This window comes from Amycolatopsis sp. NPDC051373, from assembly GCF_040689465.1.
In the GTDB taxonomy this organism is placed as follows: Bacteria; Actinomycetota; Actinomycetes; order Mycobacteriales; family Pseudonocardiaceae; genus Amycolatopsis.
Genome location: NZ_JBFBAE010000007.1, coordinates 191,746 through 216,493 on the forward strand (window position 1 = coordinate 191,746; position 24,748 = coordinate 216,493).

The 24,748-nt window shown below is 71.2% G+C and carries 22 protein-coding genes and 1 pseudogene; 7 read left to right on the forward strand and 16 right to left on the reverse strand.

Annotation, left to right across the window (positions count from 1 at the left end):
- Positions 1-4 precede the first annotated feature (4 nt).
- A complete protein-coding gene (locus AB0383_RS15365; RefSeq protein ID WP_364175236.1) occupies positions 5-1,192 on the forward strand; it encodes an NAD(P)/FAD-dependent oxidoreductase in 1,188 nt (395 codons plus the stop codon).
- A 3-nt stretch (positions 1,193-1,195) separates the two neighbouring features.
- Here AB0383_RS15365 and AB0383_RS15370 read toward each other — a convergent pair whose 3' ends face one another.
- From AB0383_RS15370 to AB0383_RS15400, 7 genes are all read right to left on the reverse strand, one after another.
- Entirely contained in the window at positions 1,196-1,516 is a 321-nt protein-coding gene (locus AB0383_RS15370; protein WP_366187576.1) for a hypothetical protein, read from the reverse strand.
- Positions 1,517-1,629: 113 nt separating this feature from the next.
- Positions 1,630-2,430, reverse strand: coding sequence for a thioesterase family protein (locus AB0383_RS15375; RefSeq protein ID WP_366187577.1), 801 nt, complete (start codon positions 2,428-2,430; stop codon positions 1,630-1,632).
- A gap of 94 nt (positions 2,431-2,524) precedes the next feature.
- The gene (locus AB0383_RS15380) at positions 2,525-3,358 is read right to left on the reverse strand and encodes an amidohydrolase family protein (RefSeq protein WP_364175228.1); all 834 of its coding nucleotides are present in this window, start codon (positions 3,356-3,358) and stop codon (positions 2,525-2,527) included.
- A gap of 5 nt (positions 3,359-3,363) precedes the next feature.
- Positions 3,364-4,401 (reverse strand): Ldh family oxidoreductase, encoded by a 1,038-nt coding sequence (locus AB0383_RS15385; RefSeq protein ID WP_366187578.1) that lies wholly within the window; start codon positions 4,399-4,401, stop codon positions 3,364-3,366.
- Complete coding sequence (locus tag AB0383_RS15390) at positions 4,398-5,141, reverse strand: MBL fold metallo-hydrolase (protein WP_364175223.1); 744 nt, start codon at positions 5,139-5,141, stop codon at positions 4,398-4,400. Before AB0383_RS15390 ends, AB0383_RS15385 begins: the two co-directional genes overlap by 4 nt.
- Positions 5,138-6,469 carry an MFS transporter gene (locus AB0383_RS15395; RefSeq protein ID WP_366187579.1) on the reverse strand — a complete coding sequence of 444 codons (1,332 nt, stop codon included), beginning with the start codon at positions 6,467-6,469 and terminating at the stop codon, positions 5,138-5,140. The genes AB0383_RS15390 and AB0383_RS15395 overlap by 4 nt, the downstream gene beginning before the upstream one ends.
- 35 nt (positions 6,470-6,504) lie before the next feature.
- Positions 6,505-7,575, reverse strand: coding sequence for an isocitrate/isopropylmalate family dehydrogenase (locus tag AB0383_RS15400; protein ID WP_364175217.1), 1,071 nt, complete (start codon positions 7,573-7,575; stop codon positions 6,505-6,507).
- A 194-nt stretch (positions 7,576-7,769) separates the two neighbouring features.
- Between AB0383_RS15400 and AB0383_RS15405 the strand changes: the two genes are divergently transcribed.
- Positions 7,770-8,942 carry a citrate/2-methylcitrate synthase gene (locus tag AB0383_RS15405; RefSeq protein ID WP_364175214.1) on the forward strand — a complete coding sequence of 391 codons (1,173 nt, stop codon included), beginning with the start codon at positions 7,770-7,772 and terminating at the stop codon, positions 8,940-8,942.
- A gap of 7 nt (positions 8,943-8,949) precedes the next feature.
- On the opposite strand, the gene AB0383_RS15410 is transcribed toward AB0383_RS15405, so the two are convergent.
- Both AB0383_RS15410 and AB0383_RS15415 read right to left on the reverse strand, forming a co-directional pair.
- A complete protein-coding gene (locus tag AB0383_RS15410; protein WP_366187580.1) occupies positions 8,950-10,794 on the reverse strand; it encodes a TIM barrel protein in 1,845 nt (614 codons plus the stop codon).
- Positions 10,781-11,713 (reverse strand): shikimate dehydrogenase, encoded by a 933-nt coding sequence (locus AB0383_RS15415; protein WP_366187581.1) that lies wholly within the window; start codon positions 11,711-11,713, stop codon positions 10,781-10,783. The genes AB0383_RS15410 and AB0383_RS15415 overlap by 14 nt, the downstream gene beginning before the upstream one ends.
- A gap of 94 nt (positions 11,714-11,807) precedes the next feature.
- On the opposite strand from AB0383_RS15415, the gene AB0383_RS15420 reads away from it, so the two are divergent.
- Complete coding sequence (locus AB0383_RS15420) at positions 11,808-12,464, forward strand: TetR/AcrR family transcriptional regulator (protein WP_285968450.1); 657 nt, start codon at positions 11,808-11,810, stop codon at positions 12,462-12,464.
- Positions 12,465-12,469: 5 nt separating this feature from the next.
- Here the strand turns inward: AB0383_RS15420 and AB0383_RS15425 are convergent, their stop codons facing one another.
- The 6 genes and pseudogenes from AB0383_RS15425 to AB0383_RS15450 form a co-directional block, all read right to left on the reverse strand.
- Positions 12,470-13,234, reverse strand: a complete 765-nt coding sequence (locus AB0383_RS15425) for an N-acyl homoserine lactonase family protein (RefSeq protein ID WP_364175205.1) — start codon at positions 13,232-13,234, stop codon at positions 12,470-12,472.
- Entirely contained in the window at positions 13,231-14,583 is a 1,353-nt protein-coding gene (locus AB0383_RS15430) for an MFS transporter (protein ID WP_364175202.1), read from the reverse strand. The genes AB0383_RS15425 and AB0383_RS15430 overlap by 4 nt, the downstream gene beginning before the upstream one ends.
- 221 nt (positions 14,584-14,804) lie before the next feature.
- Positions 14,805-16,742: a prolyl oligopeptidase family serine peptidase gene (locus tag AB0383_RS15435; protein WP_366187582.1), complete on the reverse strand. Its 1,938-nt coding sequence runs from the start codon at positions 16,740-16,742 to the stop codon at positions 14,805-14,807.
- Between the two features lie 304 nt (positions 16,743-17,046).
- Positions 17,047-18,246 (reverse strand): annotated as a pseudogene (locus tag AB0383_RS15440) (amidase family protein); the annotation flags it as partial.
- A 9-nt stretch (positions 18,247-18,255) separates the two neighbouring features.
- A complete protein-coding gene (locus AB0383_RS15445) occupies positions 18,256-19,020 on the reverse strand; it encodes a putative hydro-lyase (RefSeq protein WP_364175717.1) in 765 nt (254 codons plus the stop codon).
- Positions 19,021-19,048: 28 nt separating this feature from the next.
- Complete coding sequence (locus AB0383_RS15450; protein WP_364175190.1) at positions 19,049-20,272, reverse strand: NRAMP family divalent metal transporter; 1,224 nt, start codon at positions 20,270-20,272, stop codon at positions 19,049-19,051.
- Between the two features lie 102 nt (positions 20,273-20,374).
- On the opposite strand from AB0383_RS15450, the gene AB0383_RS15455 reads away from it, so the two are divergent.
- Genes AB0383_RS15455 through AB0383_RS15470 form a run of 4 tightly spaced genes read left to right on the forward strand, consistent with a single transcriptional unit; the run spans position 20,375 to position 24,265 of the window.
- On the forward strand, positions 20,375-21,196 hold the full coding sequence (locus AB0383_RS15455; protein ID WP_285968457.1) for a creatininase family protein: 822 nt from the start codon (positions 20,375-20,377) through the stop codon (positions 21,194-21,196).
- 3 nt (positions 21,197-21,199) lie between these two features.
- A complete protein-coding gene (locus AB0383_RS15460) occupies positions 21,200-21,976 on the forward strand; it encodes a GntR family transcriptional regulator (RefSeq protein ID WP_366187583.1) in 777 nt (258 codons plus the stop codon).
- 3 nt (positions 21,977-21,979) lie between these two features.
- The gene (locus tag AB0383_RS15465) at positions 21,980-23,224 is read left to right on the forward strand and encodes an MFS transporter (protein WP_364175183.1); all 1,245 of its coding nucleotides are present in this window, start codon (positions 21,980-21,982) and stop codon (positions 23,222-23,224) included.
- A gap of 48 nt (positions 23,225-23,272) precedes the next feature.
- A complete protein-coding gene (locus AB0383_RS15470; RefSeq protein WP_364175180.1) occupies positions 23,273-24,265 on the forward strand; it encodes an LLM class flavin-dependent oxidoreductase in 993 nt (330 codons plus the stop codon).
- Positions 24,266-24,267: 2 nt separating this feature from the next.
- On the opposite strand, the gene AB0383_RS15475 is transcribed toward AB0383_RS15470, so the two are convergent.
- On the reverse strand, positions 24,268-24,711 hold the full coding sequence (locus AB0383_RS15475; protein WP_364175177.1) for a nuclear transport factor 2 family protein: 444 nt from the start codon (positions 24,709-24,711) through the stop codon (positions 24,268-24,270).
- Between the last annotated feature and the right edge of the window lie 37 nt (positions 24,712-24,748).

Sequence of the window (24,748 nt, forward strand, 5' to 3'; positions counted from 1 at the left end):
AGACATGGGACAGAGCGTGGTGGTCGTGGGCGCGGGTCCGGTGGGCGCGGTGTTCGCGCTCGCGGCCGCCCGGCGGGGGTTCGACGTGACGCTGCTGGAAGCGGAGCAGGCCGTCGAGGACGCCCCGCGAGCCGCAACAGTGCACCCCTCCACCCTGGCGATGCTCGGCGAGCTGGGCCTGATGGACGACGTGGTCGCCCGCGGGCTCGTCGCGCGGTACTTCGATTTCTGGGACCGGCCGGAGCGCTCGCTCATCGCTCGGCTCGACCACGATGTGCTGCGCGACGTGACGCCTTACCCGTTCGTGGTCCAGATCGAACAGCACAAGATCGTGAACATGGTGCTGGAGCGACTGTCCGGAGTGGACGTCCGCTTCGGCGCCGCGGTGACGGGCGTGACGCAGGACGGGGATTCCGCCACCGTGCACACGTCCGAGGGCCCGGTGACCGCCGACTACGTGATCGGCGCCGACGGCGGGCGCAGCACCGTGCGCAAGGCGCTGGGGATCGAGTTCGAGGGCTACACGTGGCCCGAGCGGTTCCTGGTGCTCACCACGCTGTTCGACTTCCAGTCCGAACTGGACTGCAGCTACCGCAACTACTGGGCCGACCCGCGCGAGTGGGTCAACCTCTTCAAGGTCGCCGGCGACGATGGCAAGGGCCGCTGGCGCGCCGTCTTCCCCACCACCGTGGGCGAAACCGACGAGGAAGCCGTCGGTGACGAGGGCGCGCGAGCCCGGCTTTCGGGCCTGGCCCTCTCAGCGAACCCGGCGGACCAGCTCGTGCACCGCAAGCTGTACAACGTCCACCAGCGCGTGGCGGCCAGCTTCCGCTCCGGCCGCGTCTTCCTGGCCGGCGACGCCGCCCACGTCAACAATCCGATCGGCGGCCTCGGCCTCAACTGCGGCATCCACGACGCCGTCGAGCTGGCCTCCTCGCTGCACGCGTTCGCCTCCTCGGGCGACGAATCCGTGCTCGATCGCTACGACCTGCGCCGCCGCACGGTGAACATCGAGTTCGTGCAGCAGCAGACGGTGACGAACAAGCGCCGACTGGAGGAGAAGGACCCGGTGCGGCGGAAGGAACGGCTGGCGGAACTCGCGGCGCTGGGCGACGATGCCGAGTTGGAGTTGAAGTTCCTGATGAACTCGTCGTTGCTCAACAGCGTGGCACGGGCCGAGTCGCTCGGCTGAGGCTCAACCTCGGGCTTTGTTCACTGCGGCGACGAATGCGCTCACGCGCTTTTCGTCGCCGTAGCCGTATTCGAAGACATTGCCAGGCAACTTGTCCGCGAACAGCGGCACGTCCGTGACGATCGCGGAGGAAAGGGCCGGTGCCGTGAACTCCAGCCGGCCGCGCTTCCACGCCGTGGCCTGCTGGTGATGGAACCCGGTGAGACTGCGCACCGGGAACTCGTACTTGCGATCCGAGCCCGACACGCCGTACTTGACCGCGATCTTCAGCGTGATCTTCCGGCCGTCGAAGTCGATCGAACGGCGTCTCGCTCTGATGTGCACCGCGCCCTCCCCTGGTCCAGACCTTTCATCCGATCACAGGGGAAGGCGTCTGCCGGTGGTCCGGACGGCAGCACTTCGGCGGCCGAACGTCCCAGCGTGAGGTGAAACGAGCGTCAGCCGAGGCGGATACCGGCGAGCTGGGTGCCCTGGGCGACCAATGTGCCGGTGCTGTCCCAGACGTGGCAGGACTCGTCGACGCGGCCGTCGGTGATCAGGTGGGCGCGGTGCAGCACGCGGAGCGGGCCGGGGGCCGGGCGGGCACGGACGTAGGCGGTGAGCTCGAGGGTCGGCACCCAGCCGCTGGCCGAGATGTCGAACGTCGCGGGCGGGAAGGCGTCGACGGCGAACAGGAGGCTGATCGGGTCGAAGGGTTCGCCGCCGGGGAGGGCGAGGCGGCCCAGGAGTTCGCCGCGGCCGGACGGTCCGTCGGTGAAGACGCGGGCGCTGTCGGGGTCGAGGCGGACCTCGATCTCGTCCATGATGGCCACCGGCAGGCCGAGCGGCGTGGTGCCCGGGACGCGGAACGTCGATTCGATGTCCGGGCGCGGGTCGGGCCGGCCGTCCTGCCAGTACACCTCGCCTTCGGTGAGGGTGCCGACGGTGAACAGGGCCTCGACGGCCGTCTTGCCGTTCTGGACGAGGCGGCCACGCACCTGGCTGGAGCCGCGGCCGGTGCGCAGCGTCTCGATCTCGACCTCGGCCGGGCCCGGGTCGGGTGAGCGCAGGTAGTGGGCGCTGGCGGCGAGCACGTCGGAGTGCTCGCGCTCGACGACGGCGGCGCGCGCGAGCAGCGACAGCAGGTAGCCGCCGTTGGGCTTGCCGCCGATCGTCCACTGCGGGCTGATGTCCGCGTCGAAACCACCGGGCGACCGCCGTTTGACGGCGGACACCGCGGCGAAGGTCGTCGTGCTCACCGGGACCGCCTCCTCGCCGGGCAGAGGGTTGTTCCGCGCAACTTAGCTCGCCCGGCTCCTGCGTGCCCGTCGAGTGAGACGGAAACCACCCCGGTCAGAACCCGTACAACCCGACCGGGTTGTCGACCAGGATCCGCCGGCCCACGTCCGGGCCGGTCCATTCGAGCAGGCGGGCCAGGGCCCGTGCGTCGTCGATCGGCTCGAACGGCTCGACGCTCAGGCGGTTGCCCGAAGTGCGCGGCCGGCCCCCGGTGTGGGGCCAGTCGGTGCCCCACAACAACCGGTCCGGGGCGGCGGCCGCCAACGCGCGAACCAGCGGCGCGACGTCCGCGTGGTCGAAAGCAGTGGAAATCCGGTGCGGCGCAGAGAGCTTGACGTACGCCGCACCGGATCGCAGGAGGTCGGTCAGCTCGGGCAACTCGGGCTGACCGAGGTCGGGAGAAGCGAGCGCGAAGTGGTCGAGGACGACCGGCACCGGCAGCCGCGCGAGGTCATCGGCGAGCGCCGCGACCACGGACAGCTCCGTGAACACCTGCAGGTGCCAGCCGAGGTCCGCGATGGCCGCCGCGGTCGCGCGCAGCGGCGCCAGGGCCACGGCCGGGTCGTCGACCGCGAACGTCGCCAGGTTCACCCGCGCCCCGCGCACCCCAAGGGCATGCCACTCCCCCAGCGGCGCCGGAGCGGCGGGGTCGAACACCACCACACCCCGCGCCCGGTCGCCCCGGACGCGCAGCTGCGCGAGCAGGCACGAATTGTCCGTGCCGTACGGGCTCGGCTGCACGAGCACCGCCCGGCTCACGCCGAGCCGCCAGTGCAGCTCGTCCAGCTGCTCGCCGCTCGCCGGGCCGGGCGTGTAGGCCCGGTCCCCGGCGTAGGGGAACCGCGGGTCGAAGACGTGCACGTGACAGTCGCACGAACCGGAGGGCACCACCGTCACCGCACGGCGCCCGCGAACTCGGACAGCCGGGCCAGCACGCCGTCCTCGACCGGCACACCGTCGCGCAGCTGCCGGTGGTAGCGCGCGAGCTCGAACTCACCCGGCAGCCGCACGGGCTGCGCCGGGTCCGCGGGCGGCGTGGTGCGCAGGATCCCGGCGAAATCGTCCATCCGGGACGCCAGCTCGGCGCCGGGCACGAGCTTCGACGCGTCGATCAGGAAGAACATGTGGCCCAGATTCTGCGGCCGCTCCGGGTCGACGCTCCACGAGCTGATGCGCGTGAGGTACCCGGCACCGGAGAGTACGCCGGCGAACAGGTCGACCATCACCGACAGGCCGTAACCCTTGTGCCCACCCAGCGGCTGCAGGAACCCGTCCAACGCGGCCGCCGGATCCGTCGTCGGTTTGCCGTCGCGGTCGGTGGCCCAGGTGTCCGGAATGGACTCCCCCGCCGCCGCGGCCGCGCGGATCTTCGCGCGCGCCGCCACGCTCATCGCGATGTCCAGCAGCACCGGGTCACCGCCGGGCGTGGGCACGCCGATGCCGAGCGGGTTGTTGCCCAGCCGCGCCTCACGGCCGCCCCACGGGGCGATCGTGGTGGTCGCGTTGCTCGCGATGATCGCCGCGAACCCCTGCTCCGCCGCGCGGAACAGGTACGGCATCACGGGCCCGAAGTGGTTGCTGCCACGCACAAAAGCCGCCCCAAGGCCGGTTGCCCGGGCCGAATCCAGCGCCGCGTCCAGCGCGCGCGAGCCGACCAGCGGCCCGATGCCGTTGGCACCGTCCACTCGGGACAACGCCGGCGCGACCTGGTCCACCGCCACCTTCGCGTGCAGGTCGACGCCGCCGAGGCGCGCGCGGTCGAGGTACTGCGGGATCCGCGCGACGCCGTGCGTGCGGATGCCGAAGAGGTCGGCGAGCACCAGCACGTCGGCGACGCGCGCGGAGTCCTCTTCGGACATCCCGTTCCCCGCCAGCGCGCGGGCCGCCAGCCCGCGCAGGTCCTCGGCGGTGATCTGGGTGTCGCCGGTCATCGGTGCTCTTCTCCTTCGGTGAGGTCAAACTCGGTGGTCGCGACGAGGTCTTCGCCGAACCACGAACGGATCCCGGCTCGCCGGGTGTCCGTGTAAACAGGACGGTCGTGCCACAGCATCGGCACGTCGTGGCCCGGCACGAGCAGCGTGTCCGGGTGTTCCCGCCACAGGGTGAGGATCTTGCGCAAAGACGCGCGGCTCGCGTCGCGGTCGAGCGTCATGTCGACATCGCCGCCCAGCAGCTCCGCGCGGTTCTTCGCGGCATCGCCACTGAACAGCACGGAACCTGCCACCCGGAACACGAGCGAGCCCGGCGTGTGCCCGGCCGCGGCGAACGCCTCGACGCCGGGGAAGAGCTCACCGTCTTCGCTCACCCGCCGCGTCCGCGGGTTGCTCGCCAGATCGGCGGCGTACAGCTCGGGCAACGGGTCGAACCCCGGCTCGCGCCCCGCCGCCCACTCCAGCTCCGCCGCGCCCACCCACACGGTGGCCGAGGGGAAGAGCAGGTAGTTCGCGGCGTGGTCGTAGTGCGCGTGCGTGAGCAGGATGTCGGTGACCTCGCGCGGATCCACGCCGTGGCCGGCCAGCCGCTGCGCGAGCAGAGAGCGCATTCCGAACGAGCCCGTGTCGGCCAGGATCAGCCGCTCGCCGTGGCGCACGAGCGTGACGCTGCTCCAGCCGAGCCCGCCGTGCTGGGTGCTCTTGCCGGGATAACCCTGGGTCAACGGAAGGATGTTCACCGCGCCTCCGGGGACACCGTGTCGGTGGCGGGGACGACAACCTCGTCGTGGTCGAACGTACGCCGCGCGCGGAACGCGACGATCGCCGTCACCAGGCCGAGCACGGCCAGGTACACACCGAGGCCGTACGGGCCGCCGGTCACGTCGTTGAGCCACACGCCGATGATCGGGCCCGTGCCGCCGAACACGGCCTGCGCCACGTTGTAGGCGAGCGCCCCCGCCGTGACGCGCACGGCCGTCGGGAAGATCTGGCTGATCGCGAGCAGCGCCGGCAGCGCGAGCAGACCCTTGCAGGCACCGATGAGCGCGCCGCCGGTGAACGCGCCGCCCCCGCCACCCGCGGCGAGCGCCAGCGACGGCACCGCGAGGATCGCGACCACGAGCCCGGTCAGGCTCAGCGCCTTGCGCAGCCCGATCTTGTCCGCCACCGGGCCCATCACGAGCGTGCCGGCGATGACGAGCACGTTGCTCACGATCGTCGCGTTGTAGGCCTCGGTGCTGTCGAGCTTGCCGACGTTGATGAGGAACGTGGTGAGGAACGACGTGATCGTGGTGCTCAGCAGCGCGTAGCTCGCGGTGCAGACGATGAAGATGACGATCGGCACCCAGTGCAGCCGCAGGGCGTCGCGCAGCGGAGTGGCGGCGGCCTTCGCCTTCTCGCGCGCCTTGACCAGCAGCTCGAACTCCGGGCTCTCCTCGACCTTCGAGCGCAGGTACACGCCGAACGCGGCCAGCGGCAGGCCGACGAGGAACAGGATGCGCCAGCCGAACGTCTGGTACTCGTCCTTCGTGAGGATGCTCGAGAACACCCGCGCGAGCAGCGATCCACAGAGGATCCCGATGAACGTGGTGGCGATCAGCGTGCTCACGTTGCGGGCGCGCCTCGCGGCCGGGCTGTGCTCGAACACGAAGCTGATCGCACTCGCGTACTCGCCGCCCGCACCCATCGACTGCGCGAGGCGGCAGACGAGCAGCAGCACGGGTGCCAGGAGGCCGATCTGCGCGTAGGTGGGCAGCACACCCATGAGCGCGGTGCCGAAGCACGTGAACAGGATCGAGATCGACAGCGCGCGGCGGCGGCCGTACTTGTCGCCGATCCAGCCGAAGAAGATGCCGCCGATGGGGCGGGCGATGTAGCCGAGCGCGAACACGGCGTAGGTGTTGAGCAGCGCCACGGCGGGATCGTTGCCGGGGAAGAACTTCGCGGCGATGATCGTGGCGACCACGCCGTAGACGCCCCAGTCGTACCACTCGGCGAAGTTGCCTGCCGACGCCGCGATGATGATGCGGCGCCGGCGGGCGCCGGTGAACTCGAGCTCCGTGTTCATGACGGGTGTTTCCGTTCTCTTCATCGGGAAAGGAGTCAGGTGAGTCGCGCCGCGACGGCTTCCGCGACGGCCTCGGGACCGCCCGTCGCCGAGCCGTCGGGGCGGATGCCGATGTCGCCGGCCTCGAGCGCGCCGGCGACGGCCGCGCGCACGAGGTCCCCCTCGGCGGCGTGGTGCAGGTGGTCGAGCATCATCGCGGCGGCGAGGATCTGCCCGATCGGGTTCGCGAGACCCTTGCCGGCGATCGAGGGCGCGCTGCCGTGGATGGGCTCGAAGTACGCGCTGACGTCGCCGATGTTGCCGGAGCCGCACAGCGAGATACCGCCGACGGTCGCGCCACCGAGGTCGCTGAGCACGTCGCCGAGGAAGTTCTCCATCACCAGCACGTCGAAGTCGCCGGGGCGCAGCACCAGGGCCTGGGCCGCGGCGTCGGCGTAGAGGACCTCGGTCTCGATGTCCGGGAAGCCGGCGGCGACCTCGAAGAAGATCTCCCGGAACAGCGCGTGGCTGCGCAGCACATTGCTCTTGTCCACGCAGGTCACGCGGTGTTTGCCATCGCTGGGCGCGCCGCCGCGGGCCGCCGCGAGCTCGAACGCGCGACGGCAGATTCGCAGCGTGCCCTCGCGGGTGGTCATGAGCGTGTCGGACACGGCCCAGCGGTTGCCGACGCCCTTGCCGCGTGAGGCGTAGAGGCCTTCGGTGTTCTCGCGGACGATGACGTAGTCGATGCCGCCGGCCTTCACTCCGCCCAGCGCCGACGTGACGCCGGGCAGCAGCAGCGCGGGGCGGACGTTGGCGTACGCGTCGAGCCCGATCCGCAGGATGCCGCCGAGCAGGCCGGCCTCGGTGCCGTCCGGGAACCGCACGTCGGGCAGGCCGACCGGGCCCTTGAGCGTGGCCGCGACGGCCGTGCGCAGGTAGTCGAGGTCTTCGGGTGAGCAGGCCACGCCGGTGCGGCGGTAGGTGTCGGCGCCGGCGTCGACGTCGGTGTAGCGCAGTTCGAAGCCGCTCTTGGCCGTGACCGTACCCAGCACGGTGAGCGCGGCGTCGACCAGCTCGGGACCGATCCCGTCCCCGCGGATGACGGCAATGTCGTGAACCTGCACTGGCGCTCCACCTCGGAAAATCAATACAATCAACATTGAGAGTCAACATTGACGAGAACGACGAGACCGTAGGCCTGTCCGGAATCCGTTGTCAACCCGATGTTTCTGTTCCGTGACAAGCATCAGTGGTCACTAGACTCGCCGCGAATCGTCAACGCGACACGAGATCGCCGGAAGAGGAGGGGTCATCAGTCGTGAGCACCGACACTGAGGTGCTGTCGATCGCCGAGGCAGCCGACGTCCTCGGGGTCAAGCAGAGCACGGTGTACGCCTACATCAGCCGTGGCCTGCTGAAGCGCCACCGGCTCCCCCGCGACCGGCGCAGCTGGCTCTCGCGCAGCGAGGTCGAGGGCTTCGGGCAGCGCAAGGGCACGCGCACGCTCCTGCACGACGACGAGCCGGCGGTCTCGTCCGACACCAGCCAGGTCGCGCGCCTCGACGGTGACACGCTGCTCTACCGCGAGCGTGACGCCGTGGAGCTCGCACGAACGGCGTCGTACGAAGAGGTGGCCGAGCTGCTGTGGGAGCAGCCCGACGTGGCGCCCGCGCGGGACCTCGAACCGGAGCTCGTCTCCGCCATCCGCCGGCTGCAGGACACGATGCCGGCCGACAGCCTGCCGCTCGACCGGCTCAAAGTCACCGCGACGCTGCTCGGCGCGCGCGACTCGTTCCGCTACGACCTGTCCGTGCCGTCGGTGCTCTCGGCGGCGCGCACGATGGCGCCCGCGTTCGTGGAGTCGCTGCCGCAGCCGGGCGCGGTGTGCGAGCGCGGCCGGCCCATCGCGGAGCGGCTGTGGGGCCGGCTGACGGCGGAACCCGCGACGCCGGAACGGATCGCGGTGCTCTCGGCCGCGCTGGTCCTGCTGGCCGACCACGGCCTCGGCCCGTCGACGCGTGCCGTGCGCGAGGCCGCGGCCAAGGCGGCGGACCCGTATTCGGCCGTGCTCGCGGGCATGAGTGTCGCGAGTGGACTGTTGTTGGGCGGTGGTTCCTCACTCGCTGTGCAGGCGTGGCTGGGTGATATCGCCTCGCCCGCCTCCGTTTCGCGGGTGCTCGAACAACGCCTCCTGCGCGGCGACCGGCTGTCCGGGTTCGGGCAGCCTAGGTACCGCAGTGCCGATCCACGCGCGTCGGAGCTGCTGCGCCTGCTCGCCCAAGCGCCCGCGGACCCCGAACGGCTCGCGATCGTCGGGGCCGCCATAGACCTCGTCCGCCGCCGGCGCGATCTCGAGCCGAACGTCGAGTTCGCGTTGGGCGCGTTGTGTTTCGTGCACGGCATGGCCGAGGGCGCCGGTGAGGCAGTGTTCGTGATCGCGCGCACGGCGGGGTGGATCGCGCACTCGCTGGAGACCTACACCGTCCGGTGAGGACGCCTCAGGCGAGCCGGCTGCGGCGGTGGGCGGCCATGCGGACGGGCGCGTTGACGGCGCCGTAGCCGGCATAGCCGTCGAGGCGTTGCAGGACCTCGAAGAACACGCGCCCGCCCAGGATCTCGGTGAAGAAGTGCAGCAGGACGCCGTGTTCGTCGCGGTCGTAGAGGATCGAGTGGGCACGCAGGGCTTCGAGCAGGTCCGGCGGCGGGGCCAAGCGGGCGTCGAGGTCGTCGTAGTAGTTACCGGGGATCGGCAGGAGCGGGGCGCCGAGGTCGCGCATCGCGCGGGCGCTGGCGAGCGCGTCGGCCGTGGTGAAGGCGATGTGCTGCGGTTCGCGCACGCCCGGGGCCCAGTCGCCGCGGCGCAGCAGGGCGGAGTCCAGGGCAATGCGCACGGTGCCGCCGCTGACCGTGCGGCTGCGCACCAGGCCGAACGGCGCGGCGAACTCCGTGACCGGATCCGGTTCGAGGCCGAGCACCGCGCGGTAGAACAGCGCGGCCTCGTCGAAGTGGTCGAACGGCTGCGTCAGCGACACGTGGTCCACACCCGTCACTCCGGCATCGACGGTTTTTCCCGCCACGGCGGCGAAATCGTCGAGCCAGCTGTCGCCGGGACCGGTGCGGCAGAAAAACACCGAGGTGCCGTCGGGCGCGGCGACCGCGGACAGGTCGGCCTCCCCCACGCTGTGCGTGCGCGGCAGCACCGGCGCGAGCAGCCGCTGCGCACGGTCCGCCGAGGTCACCGGGTCCGCGCTCTCCACTCCCAGCGCGGCCACCGAGGCGCTTTCGCCGGCCGCTTTGCCCGAGGCAGTGTCGGAAACTGTAACGGGCGAAGCGGAGTTCACGAGAATCCGCGCTTCGCCCTGCTGCCACAATGCCACGGGTTTCGTCCGGTGCTGCCCGACGTGCGCGAAACCGAGTGCCGCCAACGCCTGCCCGACCTCGGCACCGGCAGTGGCGATCTCCGTGAACGCGTGCCCGCTCAGCGCCGGTGCGGCCGGCAACGTCGTCGCGCCGAGCGATTCCTCCAGCGCCAGCAGCGATCGCATGGCGTCGACGGCCGCCGGGCCGGGGTCGGCCTGGCGGAACACGTCGTTGAACACCTCCAGCGACAGCGGCCCGTCGTAACCGGCCGCAAGCACATGGCCGGTGAAGGCCGTGAGGTCGAACGCGCCCTGGCCCGGGAAGAGCCGGTGGTGGCGGCTCCACTGCAGCACGTCCATCTCCAGCCGCGGCGCGTCGGCCAGCTGGAGGAAGAACAGCTTCTCCCCCGGGATCGTCCGGATCGCGGCGGGATCACTGCCCCTGGACAGGATGTGGAAGCTGTCGAGGCACAGCCCGAGCGCGGGGTGCGCGGCGCGGCGCACGATCCGCCACGAGTGCTCGTAGGTGTTCACGAACCGGCCCCACGCCAGGGCTTCGTACGCGATCCGCAACCCGCGCGCGGCGGCGCGCTCGGCCAGCGTGTGCAGCTGTTCGGCGGCGAGATCGTCGTCGTCGACCGCGTCCGGGGACACCGAGGAGCACACGAGCATCGTGTCCGCGCCGAGCTGCTCCATCACGTTGAACTTGAGCTCCGCGCGGCGCAGGTTCGCCGCGAGGACGGCGGGAGCCACGGCCTCGAAGTCACGGAACGGCTGGTAGAGGTCCACCGACAGGCCGAGGTCCGCGCAGTGCTCACGCACCTGCTTCGGCGACCACGGCGAGGCGAGGAGGTCGTTCTCGAAGATCTCCACGCCGTCGAACCCGGCGGCCGCGGTTGCGGTCAGCTTGTCCTCCAGCGTGCCGGACAGGCAGACGGTGGCGATCGCGCGACGGAACTCAGTCCGCGCTTCAGTCGAGGACATCGGCAGGTTCCCTTTCCCCTGGGGCGGCGAGGCGGTCGAAGTGCCGTCGCATGCGGGCGGCGTCGGGTTCGGCGCCGGTGAACAACGCGAGCGCGTCGGCGGCTTGGAACACGGCCATCCGGCCGCCGTCGAGCACGCGGCAGCCGCGGTCGGAGGCGACGCGCACGAGCTCCGTCTCCAGCGGCCGGTACACGACCTCGGCGACCCACAGCCGCGGGTCCAGCAGCTCGGCGGGCAGCGGCAGGCCCGGGTGCGCGGCCATGCCGACGGGAGTGGCGTGGACCAGACCGTCGGCGGTGGCCAGCGCCGACGCCACCGAGCCGCCGGCCGAAGCCCGCTCAGTACCGAAGCGCGCTTGCAGTGCCACGGCGAGCGCCTCGGCCCGCGTGGGGTCCAGGTCGAGCACCCGCACGCGGCCCGCGCCGAGTGTCAGCAGGCCGTGGGCCACGGCCGCGCCGGCGCCGCCTGCGCCCAGCAGCACGACGGAGCCCAGCGGCACGCCCGGCAGTCCCGTTTCGAGGCCGCGCGCGAAACCGGACCAGTCGGTGTTGTGCCCGGCCGCCGTGCCTTCCCGGAACACCACGGTGTTCACGGCGGCGAGCGCGGCGGCGTCGGCCGACAGCTCGTCGAGGTGGTCCAGCACGACCTGCTTGCACGGGTGCGTCACGTTGAGGCCGGCGTAGCCCGCGGCGCGCGCGGCCGCCACCACGTCGCCCGCAGCGCTCGCGGGCAGGCCCCAGTCGTCGAGGTCGAAGCGGCCGTAGGCCAGGCGCACGCCGAGCCGGCGCGCCTCGGCCTCGTGCAGCGGCGGGCTCAGCGACGGGCCGATGCCCGAACCGACGAGCCCGGCGAGCACGGTGCCCGGGCCGGAGCGGCGGGCGTGCTCGCGGACCGCGTCCACGACCGTGGCTGGGTACACAGGTTTCCTTTCGACAGGCCGGTGGTGCCGGGCGGGTTCGCGGTGAAGCGGCCTACAGTGGGACGAGATCCGTCGGGAGGGAGAAGGGACGTCCGTGGCCGCACCGTCGCCGGAAGACGCCGCCGGGAAAGACCGCACCCGCGACGCCGAGCGGACCAAGGCCGAGATCCTCGACGTCGCCGCCGCGGAGTTCGCCGAGAAGGGCTACGACGGCGCCCGCGTGGAGGAGATCGCGGCGAAGACCCGCACCACCAAGCGGATGATCTACTACTACTTCACCAGCAAGGACCAGCTCTTCGTCACCGTGCTGGAGCGGGCCTACACGGTGATCCGGTCGCTGGAGCAGGAGCTCGACGTCGACCACCTCGACCCGGTCGACGCGATCCGCCAGCTCGCCGAGCTCACCTTCGACCACCACGAGTCCCACCCCGGCTTCGTGCGGCTGGTGAGCATCGAGAACATCCACCGCGCCGAGCACATCGCGCGTTCCACCACGTTGTCGACGCTCGCCAACCCGGCGCTCGACGTACTCACCCGCATCCTCGAACGCGGCCGCGCGGCCGGGCTCTTCCGCGAGGACGTGGACGCGCTCGACGTGCACATGGCCATCAGCGCGTTCTGCGTGTTCCGCACCGCGAACCGCTACACGTTCAACGCGATCTTCGGCCGCGACCTGCTCGACCCGGCCACGCGCGAGCACCACCGGCGCATGCTCGGCGACCTGCTCGTGAGCTACCTGACCGCGAGCTGAGGCCTTCACGCGATCCTCGCGATCCGGCCCGACGGGTGTGTCGGGTAGCGGTCGAGCACGCGGGGGTCGTGGCCCGGCAGGAAGATCCCCGAAGGCCCGGCCAGCTCCCGGATGCGGTCGAAGCCGCTGTACACCCCGGTGGTCGAATGCAGCAACGGCGCGGGGAGGTCGGCCTCGAGGTTCTCGTAGAAGTGGCTGGCATCGGAAGCGACCACGACCGGGCCGGCCGCGGTGGCGATCCGCACCACCTGCGTGCCGGCGGTGTGCCCGCCGACGAGGTGGACGCTGAGGCCGGGCACGACGTCGGCGTCACCGTCGACGAGCCGCAGCCGGTCGTGGGCCCGGAGCCGGTGCAGCTCGACCTCGTCCAGCAGCCAGTGTTCCCGCGTGATGCGCTTGGCCCACGGCCCGGTCCAGTAGTCCATTTCGGACTGCTGCACGACGTGGGCCGCGTCCGGGAAGGCGCTCGCCCGGCCGGCGTGGTCGTAGTGCAGGTGGGTGAGCACCACGTGGTCCACGCCTTCGGGCTCGACGCCGAACTCCGCGAGCAACTCCACCGGGTCGGTGTACTCCAGTCCGGGCACTCGCGCCGCGCGCTGCGGGCGCATCCCGGCGTCGACGAGCACCGTGTGCTCCGGTGAGACGGCGAGCCACACGTAGTACGCCGTCGGGTGCGGCTCGGTGGAATCGGTGCGGTAGCCCAGGAAGTGGTCTCCGCGGACGCCGTCGCGCCGGGCGTAGCACAGAGCGTGAACCTCGAACGTGCTCACTGCTGGACGCCGACCTCACTCGCCTGCCGCGCCGGCGCGTTCTTCAGGCCGAGCAACGCGGTCGGGACGCGGTAGGTCTCGCGGCCGGTGGCCACGGCGATCGCGTTGACCACGCACAGGCCCGCGGTGAAGATCGCGACGCCGAGCCACGCGCCCCGCCCGTCACCGGCGACGGCCGCCGCCACGCTCGGCAGGAAACCGCTGATGGCAAAGCCGATCTGCGTGCCGATCGCGGTACCCGACAGGCGCACGCGGGCCGGGAACATCTCGCCGTAGAACGAGGGCCAGATGGCGCTCGTCGCGGTGTAGACGATGCCGAACATGCCGATGCCGAGGACGAAGATCCACAAGTAGCTGCCGGCGGCGATCGCGCCGAGGTAGCCGAAGATGAGTACCGCGCAACCCAGCGAGCCCGCGATGAAGATCTTCTTGCGGCCCTTGCGGTCGGACAGCTTGGCCCACAGCGGGATCGAGATCACCGCCGCGACGTTGGCGAGCACGCCGACCCACAGCATCGGCGTTTTGCTCAGCCCCACCGTGTTGACTGCGTAGCTCAACGCGTAGACGGTGAAGATCGTGCTGACCGACGCGATGAGCGCGGCAACGATCACGCGCAAAACGTCGGCCCAGTGGTCGCGCAGCAGCACGGCGAGCGGCAGCCGGACGACCTCGCCGGCCGCGACCTCCTCGCGGAACACCGGCGTCTCCTCCACCGAGCGACGGATGAAGTACCCGACCGCGACCATCACGGCGCTGAGCCAGAACGGCACGCGCCAGCCCCACGACAGCAGCGCGTCCTGCGGCAGCGCGGCGACGGGCAGGAACACCGCCGTGGCCACGATCTGGCCGGCCTGGGTGCCGCTGAGGGTGAAGCTCGTGTAGTACGCGCGGCGGTGTTCCGGCGCGTGTTCGAGGCTCATCGAGTTGGCGCTGGCCTGCTCGCCGCCGGCGGAAAGCCCTTGCAGCAGCCGCAGAACGACGAGCAGCACCGGCGACGCGACACCGATCGCCTCGTAGCTGGGCAGGCAGCCGACGAGCACAGTGGACAGGCCCATGAGCAGCAATGTCGCGATGAGCACGCGTTTGCGGCCGAACCGGTCGCCGAGGTGGCCGAGCAGCAGCGCGCCGAGGGGACGCGTGACGTAGCCGACGCCGAACGTGGAGAGTGCGAGCAGCGTGCCCGCGGCCGGTGAGGACGCCGGGAAGAAGATCTTGCCGAAGACCAGTGCGGCCGCGGTGCCGTAGATGAAGAAGTCGTAGTACTCGAGCGCGCTGCCGATCCAGGCGGCGAGCGCCGCTTTCGCGGGCCGGCCCGCGGCGGGCGCCGCTCGATCTGCTCGACCGTTCACGTTTGTCTCCTCTGCGGTGCACCGTTGCCTCGCCCGACGGCTAATGTACCGTGCGGTTAATTAGAGAGAGTGAAGGGCGCACCCGAGGTTGTCAAGGACGAGTTTCGACACAAGATCGACTCCGTCCAGGCGCGACGGACCGCGGAGTGATCCTTTGTGGAGGGTGCGCGAAACGCACCGGAAACCCGTGATGGCCAGTGGTTTCCGGCGGGCCGGGAGCGCTACGGCCGGAGGTTCTCCACCTCGACCAGCTCGATGGCCTCACCTTCGGGGAGGTCGAAGCCGAGGATCTGGCTGTAGAAGCTCAGCTCCGCGTCGAGGGCCCGGCGGATGTTCTCGGCGCGGCGGAAGCCGTGCTGCTCGCCTTCGAAGAGGAGGTAGGCGACGGGCACCTTGCGCGAGCGCAGGGCGTCGACGATGAGCTCCGACTGGTTGGGCGGCACGACGGGGTCGTCGGCGCCCTGCAGCACGAGCAGAGGCCGCGTGAAGGCGTCGACGTGCTGGATCGGCGAGCGGTCGAGGTAGACATCGCGCAGCTCGGGGTACGGGCCGATCAGGCGGTCGAGGTAGCGGCTCTCGAACTTGTGCGTGTCGGCAGCCAACGCCTGGAGGTCGGCGACGCCGAAGAGATCGGTGCCGGCGGCGAAGGGCGTGTCAGCACGCGAAAGGGCAGCCAGCACCGTGTACCCGCCGGCCGAGCCGCCCCGGATGAGGAGCTTGTCGCCGTCGACGCGGCCTTCGGCGGCGAGCCAGCGGACGGCCGCGATGCAGTCGGCGACGTCGAGGATTCCCCACGTGCCGTGGAGTTCCTCGCGGTAGGCGCGGCCGAAGCCGGTGGAGCCCGCGTAGTTCACGTCCACGACACCGAAACCGCGGCTGGTCCAGTACTGGATACCCGCCGACAGCACGGGAACCGCGTGCGACGTCGGTCCACCGTGGACGACCACGACGACCGGCGGCTTCGACCCCGCGGGACCCTCGAAGTCCGGGTTCACGGGCGGGTAGAACAACGCGTGGGACACGCGCTCGCCCGACGGGAAGTCGATCGCCTCGGGCGCGGACACGTACTCGGCGCCGATCCCGGTGTCGCGGGGTTCGCGCACGGTGGCGACCTTGCCCTCGGCGGTCAGCGTGTACACGCTCGGCTCGGCGGTGGGCGAGCCGGCGATGAGGAGCAGATCGTCGCCGCCGGCCGGGCGCAGCGCGCTGATCGCGGTGAACGGGGTGTCGAGGTCGGTCACGGTGCCGTCCGGGCTCGCGAGGGCGAGCCCGTCGATGCCGCCGGACCAGCGGGCGAACACCACCCGGTGGTCGGCCAGCACCACGTACCGGCCCGTGCCCAGGCCCCAGGCCGGCACGCCGATCTCGGCGTCGAGCACGACCACCGGCTCGACGGTGCCGCTCTCGCCGAGCCGGTAGAGGTTCCACCAGCCGGTGCGGTCGGACAGGAAGTACAGCGTGCCGTCGGCGTGCCAGCGCGGCTCGGACACCGACTCCCCCGGCCCGCCCGCGACCACGGTCTCCTCGCCGGTGGCCAGATCGCGCACGCGCAGGTCGGTCGAGTCCCACGGCATGTTCGGGTGGTCCCACGCGACCCACGCGAGCTTCCCCGCGTCGGGCGAGAAGCGCGGGCTCGCGACGAAGTCCGGGCCGGACACGAGCACCTCGGGCTCCGTGTTCCCGGTCAGCAGCACGATCTCGTTGCGCACGTCGGCCGCGCCCCGGCTCGTTTTCGGGTGGTGCTCACGCACCACGGCCAGGCGCGTCCCGTCGGCGGTCAGGTCGCCGTCGGCGTACCGATCGCCGCGCGGGACCTCGGGCTCGGGGGTGACGGCTTCCGGCTCACCGTCGCGGCCGAGGCGGTACAGCCGCTGATCGGCCCAGTTGGCGAACCACACCACGCCGTCGCGCACCCACCAGTCGGCCCCGCCGTACTCGTGCACCGACGTCCGCGCCCCGAACCCCTCCGGCAGCAGGTCGGCGGTGCTCCCGTCGGCTTCCCGCCGCACGAGCTGCACCCACCCACCCTCCGCCGGCCTCGCCTCCGACCACACCACGGCCCGCCCGTCGGCGCGCGCATCCGTGACGCGCACGGCGCTCTGCGTGATCAGGTCGGCGGTGAACGGCGTGGCCCAGGAACCGAACTCGGAGATCTGCACGGCGCCACGCTAGCCGATCTCGCGTGTCTCGTCGGCCGTACTGCACCGACGGCCGCGCGACAATGCCGGATTGACCACCGACGGCGCACGCCGCAGCCGGGTGGCCTGTTCGAACGCGTAGCCGAGGGCGAGGAGCAGCGGTTCGCTCCACGCCGGGCCGAGCAGGGTGATCCCGAAGGGCCGGCGGTCGGCCGGGCGGTAGCCGGCGGGCAGGGCCAGTGAGGGGTATCCCGCCCGGGCGCCGAGGCTCGCGCCCGGGTAGCCGGCGAACAAGCAGGGCCGCGAGGGTTTCCGACTGCAGCAGCGAATCGAGGCGGTCCTTGCTCTCGGCGAGGTCCTGCGCGCGGTCGGCGAGGTACTTGCGGGTGTCGGCGCTGCCGGGTGCGTGGTCCTTGGCCTGCGCGGCGAGTGCGCGGGTCTGGCCGAACTTGAGGGTGGCCGGGGAGTGCGCTTCGTTGAAGCCGATCAGGTCGGCGAGCGAGCGGCACGGCGCGTCGTCGGGCAAACCGGACAGATAGGTGTCGAGGTCGCGCCGGAACTCGTAGGTCAGCACCGATGAGCCGCCCTCGATGCCGCTTCGCGTGTCGAGCTCGACGTGCACCAGGGTCGCACCCAGGTCGCGCATCGCCTGCGTGGCGTTGTCCCAGAGGGTCCGATTGTCGCCCGCGGGAGCACTGCCCAGCACGACGCCGATCCGCCGGCCCCGCAGGGCCTGGGGGTCGAGGTCGACGGTGAAGTCGTGGTCCACCAAGGGGTTCGCGGCCGTCGCGGGGTCGCGCTCGTCGCGCGTGGCGAGGACGGTCAGCAGCGCGGCCACGTCGGCGACCGTGCGGGCGAGCGGGCCCGCGGTGTCCTGGCTGGCGGCGATCGGCACGAGCCCCGTGCGCGGCACCAGCCCGACCGTCGGCTTGAGCCCCACCACGGAGTTCGCGCAGGCCGGCCCGAGGATCGAGCCCGACGTCTCCGATCCGACGCTCAGCGGTGCGAACCCCGCCGCCACCGCGACGGCCGACCCGGAACTCGACCCGCTCGGCGTCTGCGTCACGTCGTACGGGTTGAGTACCTGGCCGCCGAGCGAGCTGTAGCCGCCGGGCATGCCGACGGTGAGGAAGTTCGCCAGCTCGGTCAGGTTGACCTTGCCGAGGACCACGGCGCCCGCCCGGCGCAGCGCGGTCACCAGCGGCGCGTCGGCCGCCGGGTACGAGTGCTCCAGCGCGAGGGAGCCCGCGGTGGTCGGCATCCCGAGGACGTCGATGTTGTCCTTCAGCAGCACCGGGATCCCGGTCAAGCGGCCGCCCTCACCCGCGAGCAACCGCTGGTCGGCCGCCTGCGCGTCGGCCAGCGCGCCGGGGTTCAGCGCGCGCAGCGCGTGCAGCGCCGGGCCCCGCTCGTCGAGTGCCGCGATGCGGTCGAGGCACGCGCGGGCGAGGGCCACGGCGGACAGCTGCCGGGTGTGGAGCAACTCCGTCAGCTGCGCGACGGTCACCGTCTCGAGGTCGAGCACGGCGAAGTCTCACACGGCGTACGTGTAGTCCGGCACGTCGGTGACGAACATGTACCCCGGCGCGTGCGTGATTGCGAACGGCGGCTTCGACCGCATGATCGCGGCCTGCGGGGTCACGCCGCACGCCCAGAACACCGGCACCTCACCCTCGCGGATCTCCACCGGGTCACCGAAGTCCGGCTTCGACAGGTCCTCGATACCGAGGGCTTCGGGTGCTCCGATGTGGACCGGCGCGCCGTGTACGGACGGGAACTGGCCGGAGATGCGCACGGCGTCGGCGACGCGGTCGGCGGCGATCGGGCGCATCGAGACGACCATGGGGCCGCTCAGGCGGCCCGCGGGGGCGCACTCGCGGGAAGTCTTGTACATCGAGACGTTCTGGCCCTTGCTGATGTGGCGAACCTCGATGCCCGCGGCGACCATGGGCGTCTCGAACGTGTAGCTGCAGCCGATGAGGAACGTGACGAGGTCGTCGTTCCAGTACTCCAGCACGTCGTCCGGCTCGTCGACCAGCTCGCCGTCGCGCCAGACGCGGTAGGCGCCGAGGTCGGTGCGCAGGTCGGCGCCGGGCGCGAGGTCGGTGTGGGGGCTGCCGGTGTCGGTGACGCCGATGATCGGGCACGGCTTGGGGTTGCGCTGGCCGAACAGGAGCGCGTCGTAGGCGTACTCGCGCGGCACGATGATCATGTTGGCCTGGGCGTAGCCCGGCGCCCAGCCGGCGGTCGGCACGCGCAGGCCGCCGCGGAAGGCTTCGCGGGATTCGGCCGGGCTCAGAGCGGGGGTGACAGTCATCAGCAACTCCTCAGGAGAAGATCGAACCGAGTGAGGTCAGGGATTCCACGGCGGCGTACGCGGTGAACAGCCAGGCGGCGATGCCGACGCCGAGCAGCACCTTCGGGTAGCGGTAGCCCGCGATCAGGTCGCGGCGGCGCAGCGCCACCCACAGGATGATGGCCAGGCCGATGGGCAGCACCAGCCCGTTGATCGCGCCCGCGAACACCAGCATCGACTGCGGCGTCTGTCCAGCGGCGATGAAGATGATCGTCGCGAGGCCGATCAGCACGATCACGGCGCGGTTGAAGTGCGTCCGCACGGGCTTGACGTAGGACTGCAGGAACGTGGCGGTGGTGTAGGAGTTGCCGATCACGCTCGTCATCCCGGCGGCCCAGAACACCAGGCCGAACAGGTGCAGCCCCACCGTGCCGAACGCGGAGAGGAACGCCGAGCCCGCGGCGTCGTTCTTGTTCGCCAGCGTCGCGCCGGTCGCGACCACCCCGAAGAAGCCGAGGAACAGCACGATCCGCAGCACGCAGGCCACGAGGATGCCGGTCCACGCGCCGCGGTTGATGCGCTTGAGGTTCGCCACCCCGGTGATGCCGGCGTCGATCAGCCGGTGCGCGCCGGAGTAGGTGATGAACCCGCCGACGGTGCCGCCGATCAGCGTGAGGATGGGCAGGAACGGCAGGCCCTTCGGGTCGACGGTGCCCACGGCGGCCTGGCCCACCGGCGGCGCCGTGGCCACGACCAGCGCGATGATCAGCGCGATCTTCACGAACCCGAGCACCACCATCACGCGGTCCACGGCCGTGAGCACCGAGCGGACCAGGAAGATCGCGATGGTGAGGATGCCGCTGATGGCCGCGCCGATCCGCGGGTCGATGCCCAGCAGGTTGTGCAGGCCGAGGCCGGTGCCGGCGATGTTGCCGATGTTGAACACGACCGCGCCCAGCACCACGAACACCGTGAGCACCTGGCCGGCGCCCGGGAACACCTTGCTCGCGATGTCCTGCGCGCGCTGCCCCGAGATGCCGAGGATGCGCCAGACGTTGAGCTGCACGGCGACGTCGATGATCATCGAGACCACCACCGCGCACGCGAACGAGGCCCCGTAGAGCACGGTGAACGAGGCGGTCTGGGTGATGAACCCCGGTCCCGCCGCGCTCATGGCCATCAGCAGCGCCGCGCCGAACAACGGCGGCACGCGCAGCCTGCCCGGCCGGGCAGGCCGGCCGTCGGTCCTGGTCACGCTTTCCATCCCACTCCTTGGTCCCGATTGGCGGGGGTTGCCGCGCAGCTTAAGTTAGACGTCTGACGTCTTACGACCTGTTTCACCATCTGGGAGGTACCCGTGGCGGACACCCTGCCTTCGGTCTGGATCCAGGACCTGACCTGGGAAGAAGTGAGCTCGTACCTGGAGCACGAGCGGATTGTGATCGTGCCGATCGGCAGCACCGAGCAGCACGGCCCGGCCGGTGTGCTGGGAGTCGACTCGTACGTGGCCATCACGTTGGCCGAGGACGTGGCCGAGCGCAAGGGCGTGCTGGTCGCGCCCCCCATCTGGTACGGCGACTCGTCGCACCACGGCGCGTTCCCCGGCACCATCACGGTGCGCCCGGACACGCTGACGCTGCTGATCCGCGACGTCGCCCGCAGCCTCGCGCGCCACGGCTTCACCCGCATCATCCTGCTCAACGGGCACAAGGGCTCGAACCTGCCCGCGCTCAACAGCGCCGTGCGCGTGCTGCACGACGAGGAGCTGCCCGAGGTGCTCTTCGCCGTCGCGGACCCGCTGCACCTCGCGCGGTCGGCGTCGCCGACGATCAAGGAGACCAACGAGCACCACGCCGGTGAGCTCGAACTCTCCCACGTGCACTACCGCTACCCGGGCAAGATCCGCACCGACCGGCTCACCGACGCTTCCGTCGACTTCGACAAGGTCTTCGGCGGCTTCGTCGGCAACGACCTGTTCGGCCCGGCGCCCGACGGCGTCGAGATCATCTGGTCCGGCGACGAGCAGCGCGCGTTCACCCCGACCGGCTCCTTCAGCTCGTCGAAGGGCCTCTCGGAGGACAAGGGCAAGCGCTACCACGACCACATCGTCGGGCGCCTGGGCGAGCTGGTCGACTGGCTGCGCACGTACGACGGCCCCATCGGCCGCCGCGAGGACTGACCCGTGGTCACGCGGATCCACCCCGAACCCGCTCTGCCGGCCGACCTCACGGCGATCACTTCCGACGCGTACCGGCAGGTCAAGGACCGGCTGCGCGAGGTGATCATCCGCCTCGGCGAGGCGGGCCGGCTGCGGCTGCCGTCGGAGGCGGAGCTCTCCTCCGCGCTCGGCGTGAGCCGGGCGACGCTGCGTTCGGCGCTGCAGTCGCTGCAGAAAGAGGGGCGGATCCGCCGGCTGCACGGCCACGGCACGTTCATCAACCGCCACGCGCTGGGCCTCGGCGCCAACCTGGCCGAGGCGGGCGCGTTCCTGGACCTGCTCGCCAAGGCCGGTCACGAGGCATCGGTGAGCACAGCCGACCAGCGGGTGGCGGCGCTCGAGGCGGACATGGCCGCGTCGCTGGAGATCCCGGCCGGCGAGCAGGCGCTGCGGATCGAGCGCGTCTTCGCCGCCTCGGGTGAGCCCGCGGTGCACAGCGTCGACCACTTCCCGGTGCGGCTGCTCGGCGAGGACCCGCGGGCGCTGGAACCCGCTCAGTCGACGTTCGAGTTCGTGGAGCGCCACCTCGGCCCGCCGGTGTGCTACTCCGTGGCCGAGGTCCGGCCGGTCCTGCCACCGCCGGACGTGGCCACGGCGCTGAAGATCCCGGCGACGCAGCCGTTGCTTCGGTTGCGCCACACCCACATCCGGGCCGACGAGCAGCCCGTGGCCGTCACGGTCGCGCACGTCAACGACGAGTACTTGCGGTTCTCCGTGATCCGGACCTACCTCGATGAGTGAGAGATGACCACACTGGCCAACCCATCGCGGCTCGACCGCAAGGCGTGGGGCGTGCTGGCGCTGACCCTGGTGTTCTGGGTCGCCGACGGCTACGACACGTTCGTGCTGCTGATCACCGCGCGGCCGACGCTCACCGAGCTGCTGCCGCACGACCAGCTGCCGCACCTCACGACGTACCAGGGTTACCTGGTCGCCATCACGCTCGCGGGCTGGGCCACGGGCGGGATCGTCGGCGGCGTGCTCGGCGACCGGCTGGGCCGGCGGCGGACCATGATCGTGGCCGTCGCCGTGTACAGCGTCTTCACGGCGTGCTCGGCGTTGTCCGGGAACTGGTGGATCTTCGGGCTCACGCGGTTCCTCACCGGGCTCGGGATCGGCGCCGAGTGGGGTGTGGGCACTTCGCTGCTGCAGGAGGTGTGGCCGGAGCGGTGGCGCGCCCGCGGCGCCGGCCTGCTGCAGGCTGGGTTCTCCGTCGGCGGCGTGCTCGTGTCGGGCCTGTGGGTGCTGCTCGGCTCGACGCTCGGGCTGTCGTGGCGCTGGATGTACCTGTTCGGGGTGATTCCGCTCGTGGTGGTGCTGCTGGTGCGCCGCAGCATCCCCGAATCCCCGCGCTGGGCGGCGCAACGCAAGCGAAAAGTCGGGCTGGGCGAGCTGCTGGCGCCCGGCGTGCGACGCAATTTCCTGGGCGCGCTGGCGGTTTCGATCGCGATCACCGGCGGCTGGTGGGCGGTGAGCTCGTTCCTGCCCAGCTTCGTCGGCGGGCTCGTCGACGATCCGAAGCGCGTCGCGTTCTACACGGGCTGGGCCGGGGCGCTGTACAACCTCGGCGAGATCGCGGGCTGCGTCCTGCTCGGGTTCCTCGCCGAGAGCTGGGGCCGAAAGCTCTCGATCCAGGTGTACTTCGCCGGGTGCGTGGCGATCGTGCCCATCGTGTTCCTGCTGGTGCACGACGCGGCGACCGCCACGTGGCTGCAGCTCGTCGCCGGGTTCCTCACCGGCGGCGTGTACAGCTGGTACACCGTGCACACGCCGGAGCTGTTCTCCACGTCGATCCGCGCGACGGCGATCAGCGTGGTGTTCAGCGGTTCGCGGTACCTGGCCATGGCCGGCGCCGTGCTGATCGGCCCGCTGGCCTCGGCCGTGGGCGGGTTCGGCCACGCCGCCGCGATCTTCGCCCCGATCTACCTGCTCGGCATGCTCGCCGTGCTGTTCCTGCCCGAGACCAAGGGCAAACCCTTGCCGGACTGAGTGTTTCTCGCCGGACTGAGTGCTTCTCGCTGGAAGAAAGGACCACCCATGACCGTGAAGGTCGACATCCGGGTTCCCGTCGGCCGCCCGCTGCCCGAGCTGACGAAGTTCATCGTGTCGTGTGAAGAGGCCGGGTTCAACGGCGTCGGCGTGCACGACCACCACCACTCGGGCCGCGACGTCTACTCCGCCCTGACGCTGGCCGCGGCGGCGACGTCGAAGCTGCAGCTGTACCCGGCCACCACCAACACGGTGACGCGCCACCCGCTCGTGCTCGCGGCGATCGCGAACTCGCTCGCCGAGATCGGCCCGGGCCGTGTGCTGCTCACGCTCGCACCGGGGTTCCTCTCCGTCGAGAAGGCGGGCCGCCCGCAGGGGCGGCGCGAGCAGCTCGGCGAGGCGGTCACGGCCATCCGCAAGCTCGTGGCCGGCGAAACGGCCACTGTGGACGGTCACGAGATCAAGATGAACAACGTCGCCAAGCCCGCGCCCGGGATCTTCGTGCTCGCCGCCGGGCCGAAGATGCTGGAGCTGGCCGGCGAGGTCGCGGACGGCGTGGTGATGCTCGCGGGCCTGCACCCGGACAGCATCGAGGCGGCGCGCTCGCACGTGCGCGCGGGTGCCCAGCGGGCCGGTCGCGCGCCGGAGTCCGTGCAGGAGATCCTCATCGTGCCGACGGCGATCGAGCCGTTCGACACCGCGCGCGAGTGGGTGCGGCGCTACTTCCGGCCGGACAAGCCGTTCCTCAACTACCCGAGCACGGCGAACCTGCGCTGGCTGCGCGCGGCCGGCCTCGACATCCCCGAGGACCACGATCCCACCGCGTTCACCTCCGCGCAGGCCAAGGAGATCAGTGACGCGTTCGGGCTCTTCGGGCCCGCCGAGTACTGCGCGGAGCGGCTCCTGCAGGCGCGCGAGGAATCGGGCGTGGAGCACGTGTTCTTCTTCCCGTCGCACACGGCCGAGAGCGGCTACGACCTGCCGGAGGCCGACGTCGCCGCGTTCGCCGACGTCATCGGCCCCCGCCTGGCCGCGGGCTAGTTTCAGTCCCGCACGGGAACCGCTTCGCCCAACGCCTGCACCACGGCCAGCGAGTCGAGGTAGTCGCGCCAGTGCACGACCTTGCTGTTCGCGACGGTGACGATGGAGACGAAGCGGTTCTCGTACGGCCGGCCGGTTTTGACGATCCGGCCGCGCACCGAGTACTCGAGGGTGATCACGGACTTCTCGCGGTCGTGGTGCACGGCCAGGTCGCCGGCCCCGTCGAGCACGATGGCGTCGCCGTAGCCACGGTAGAGCTCGGCCAGCGCCGCGCGGCCTTCGACTCTTTTCGGGTAGCCGGGGACGGTGACGACGAACTCGGTGACGAGATCTTCGGCGAGCAGGTCGAAGAAGTGCTCGCCCTCAGCGAGGCCGGCGAGGCCTCGTTGGACGACACCGAAAAACGGGTCGAGGGCGGCGAAGTCTTCGAGGTGTTCCACGGTCATGGGGCTGTCCTGTTCTCGATCCGGGTGGGTCCCGTAG

Coding starts and splice junctions, on each gene's coding strand:
- AB0383_RS15365 (WP_364175236.1), top strand. CDS start 5: ATGGGACAGAGCGTGGTGGTCGTGGGCGCGGGTCCGGTGGGCGCGGTG.
- AB0383_RS15385 (WP_366187578.1), bottom strand. CDS start 4,401: ATGACCGGCGACACCCAGATCACCGCCGAGGACCTGCGCGGGCTGGCG.
- AB0383_RS15395 (WP_366187579.1), bottom strand. CDS start 6,469: ATGAACACGGAGCTCGAGTTCACCGGCGCCCGCCGGCGCCGCATCATC.
- AB0383_RS15410 (WP_366187580.1), bottom strand. CDS start 10,794: ATGTCCTCGACTGAAGCGCGGACTGAGTTCCGTCGCGCGATCGCCACC.
- AB0383_RS15465 (WP_364175183.1), top strand. CDS start 21,980: ATGACCACACTGGCCAACCCATCGCGGCTCGACCGCAAGGCGTGGGGC.
- AB0383_RS15470 (WP_364175180.1), top strand. CDS start 23,273: ATGACCGTGAAGGTCGACATCCGGGTTCCCGTCGGCCGCCCGCTGCCC.
- AB0383_RS15475 (WP_364175177.1), bottom strand. CDS start 24,711: ATGACCGTGGAACACCTCGAAGACTTCGCCGCCCTCGACCCGTTTTTC.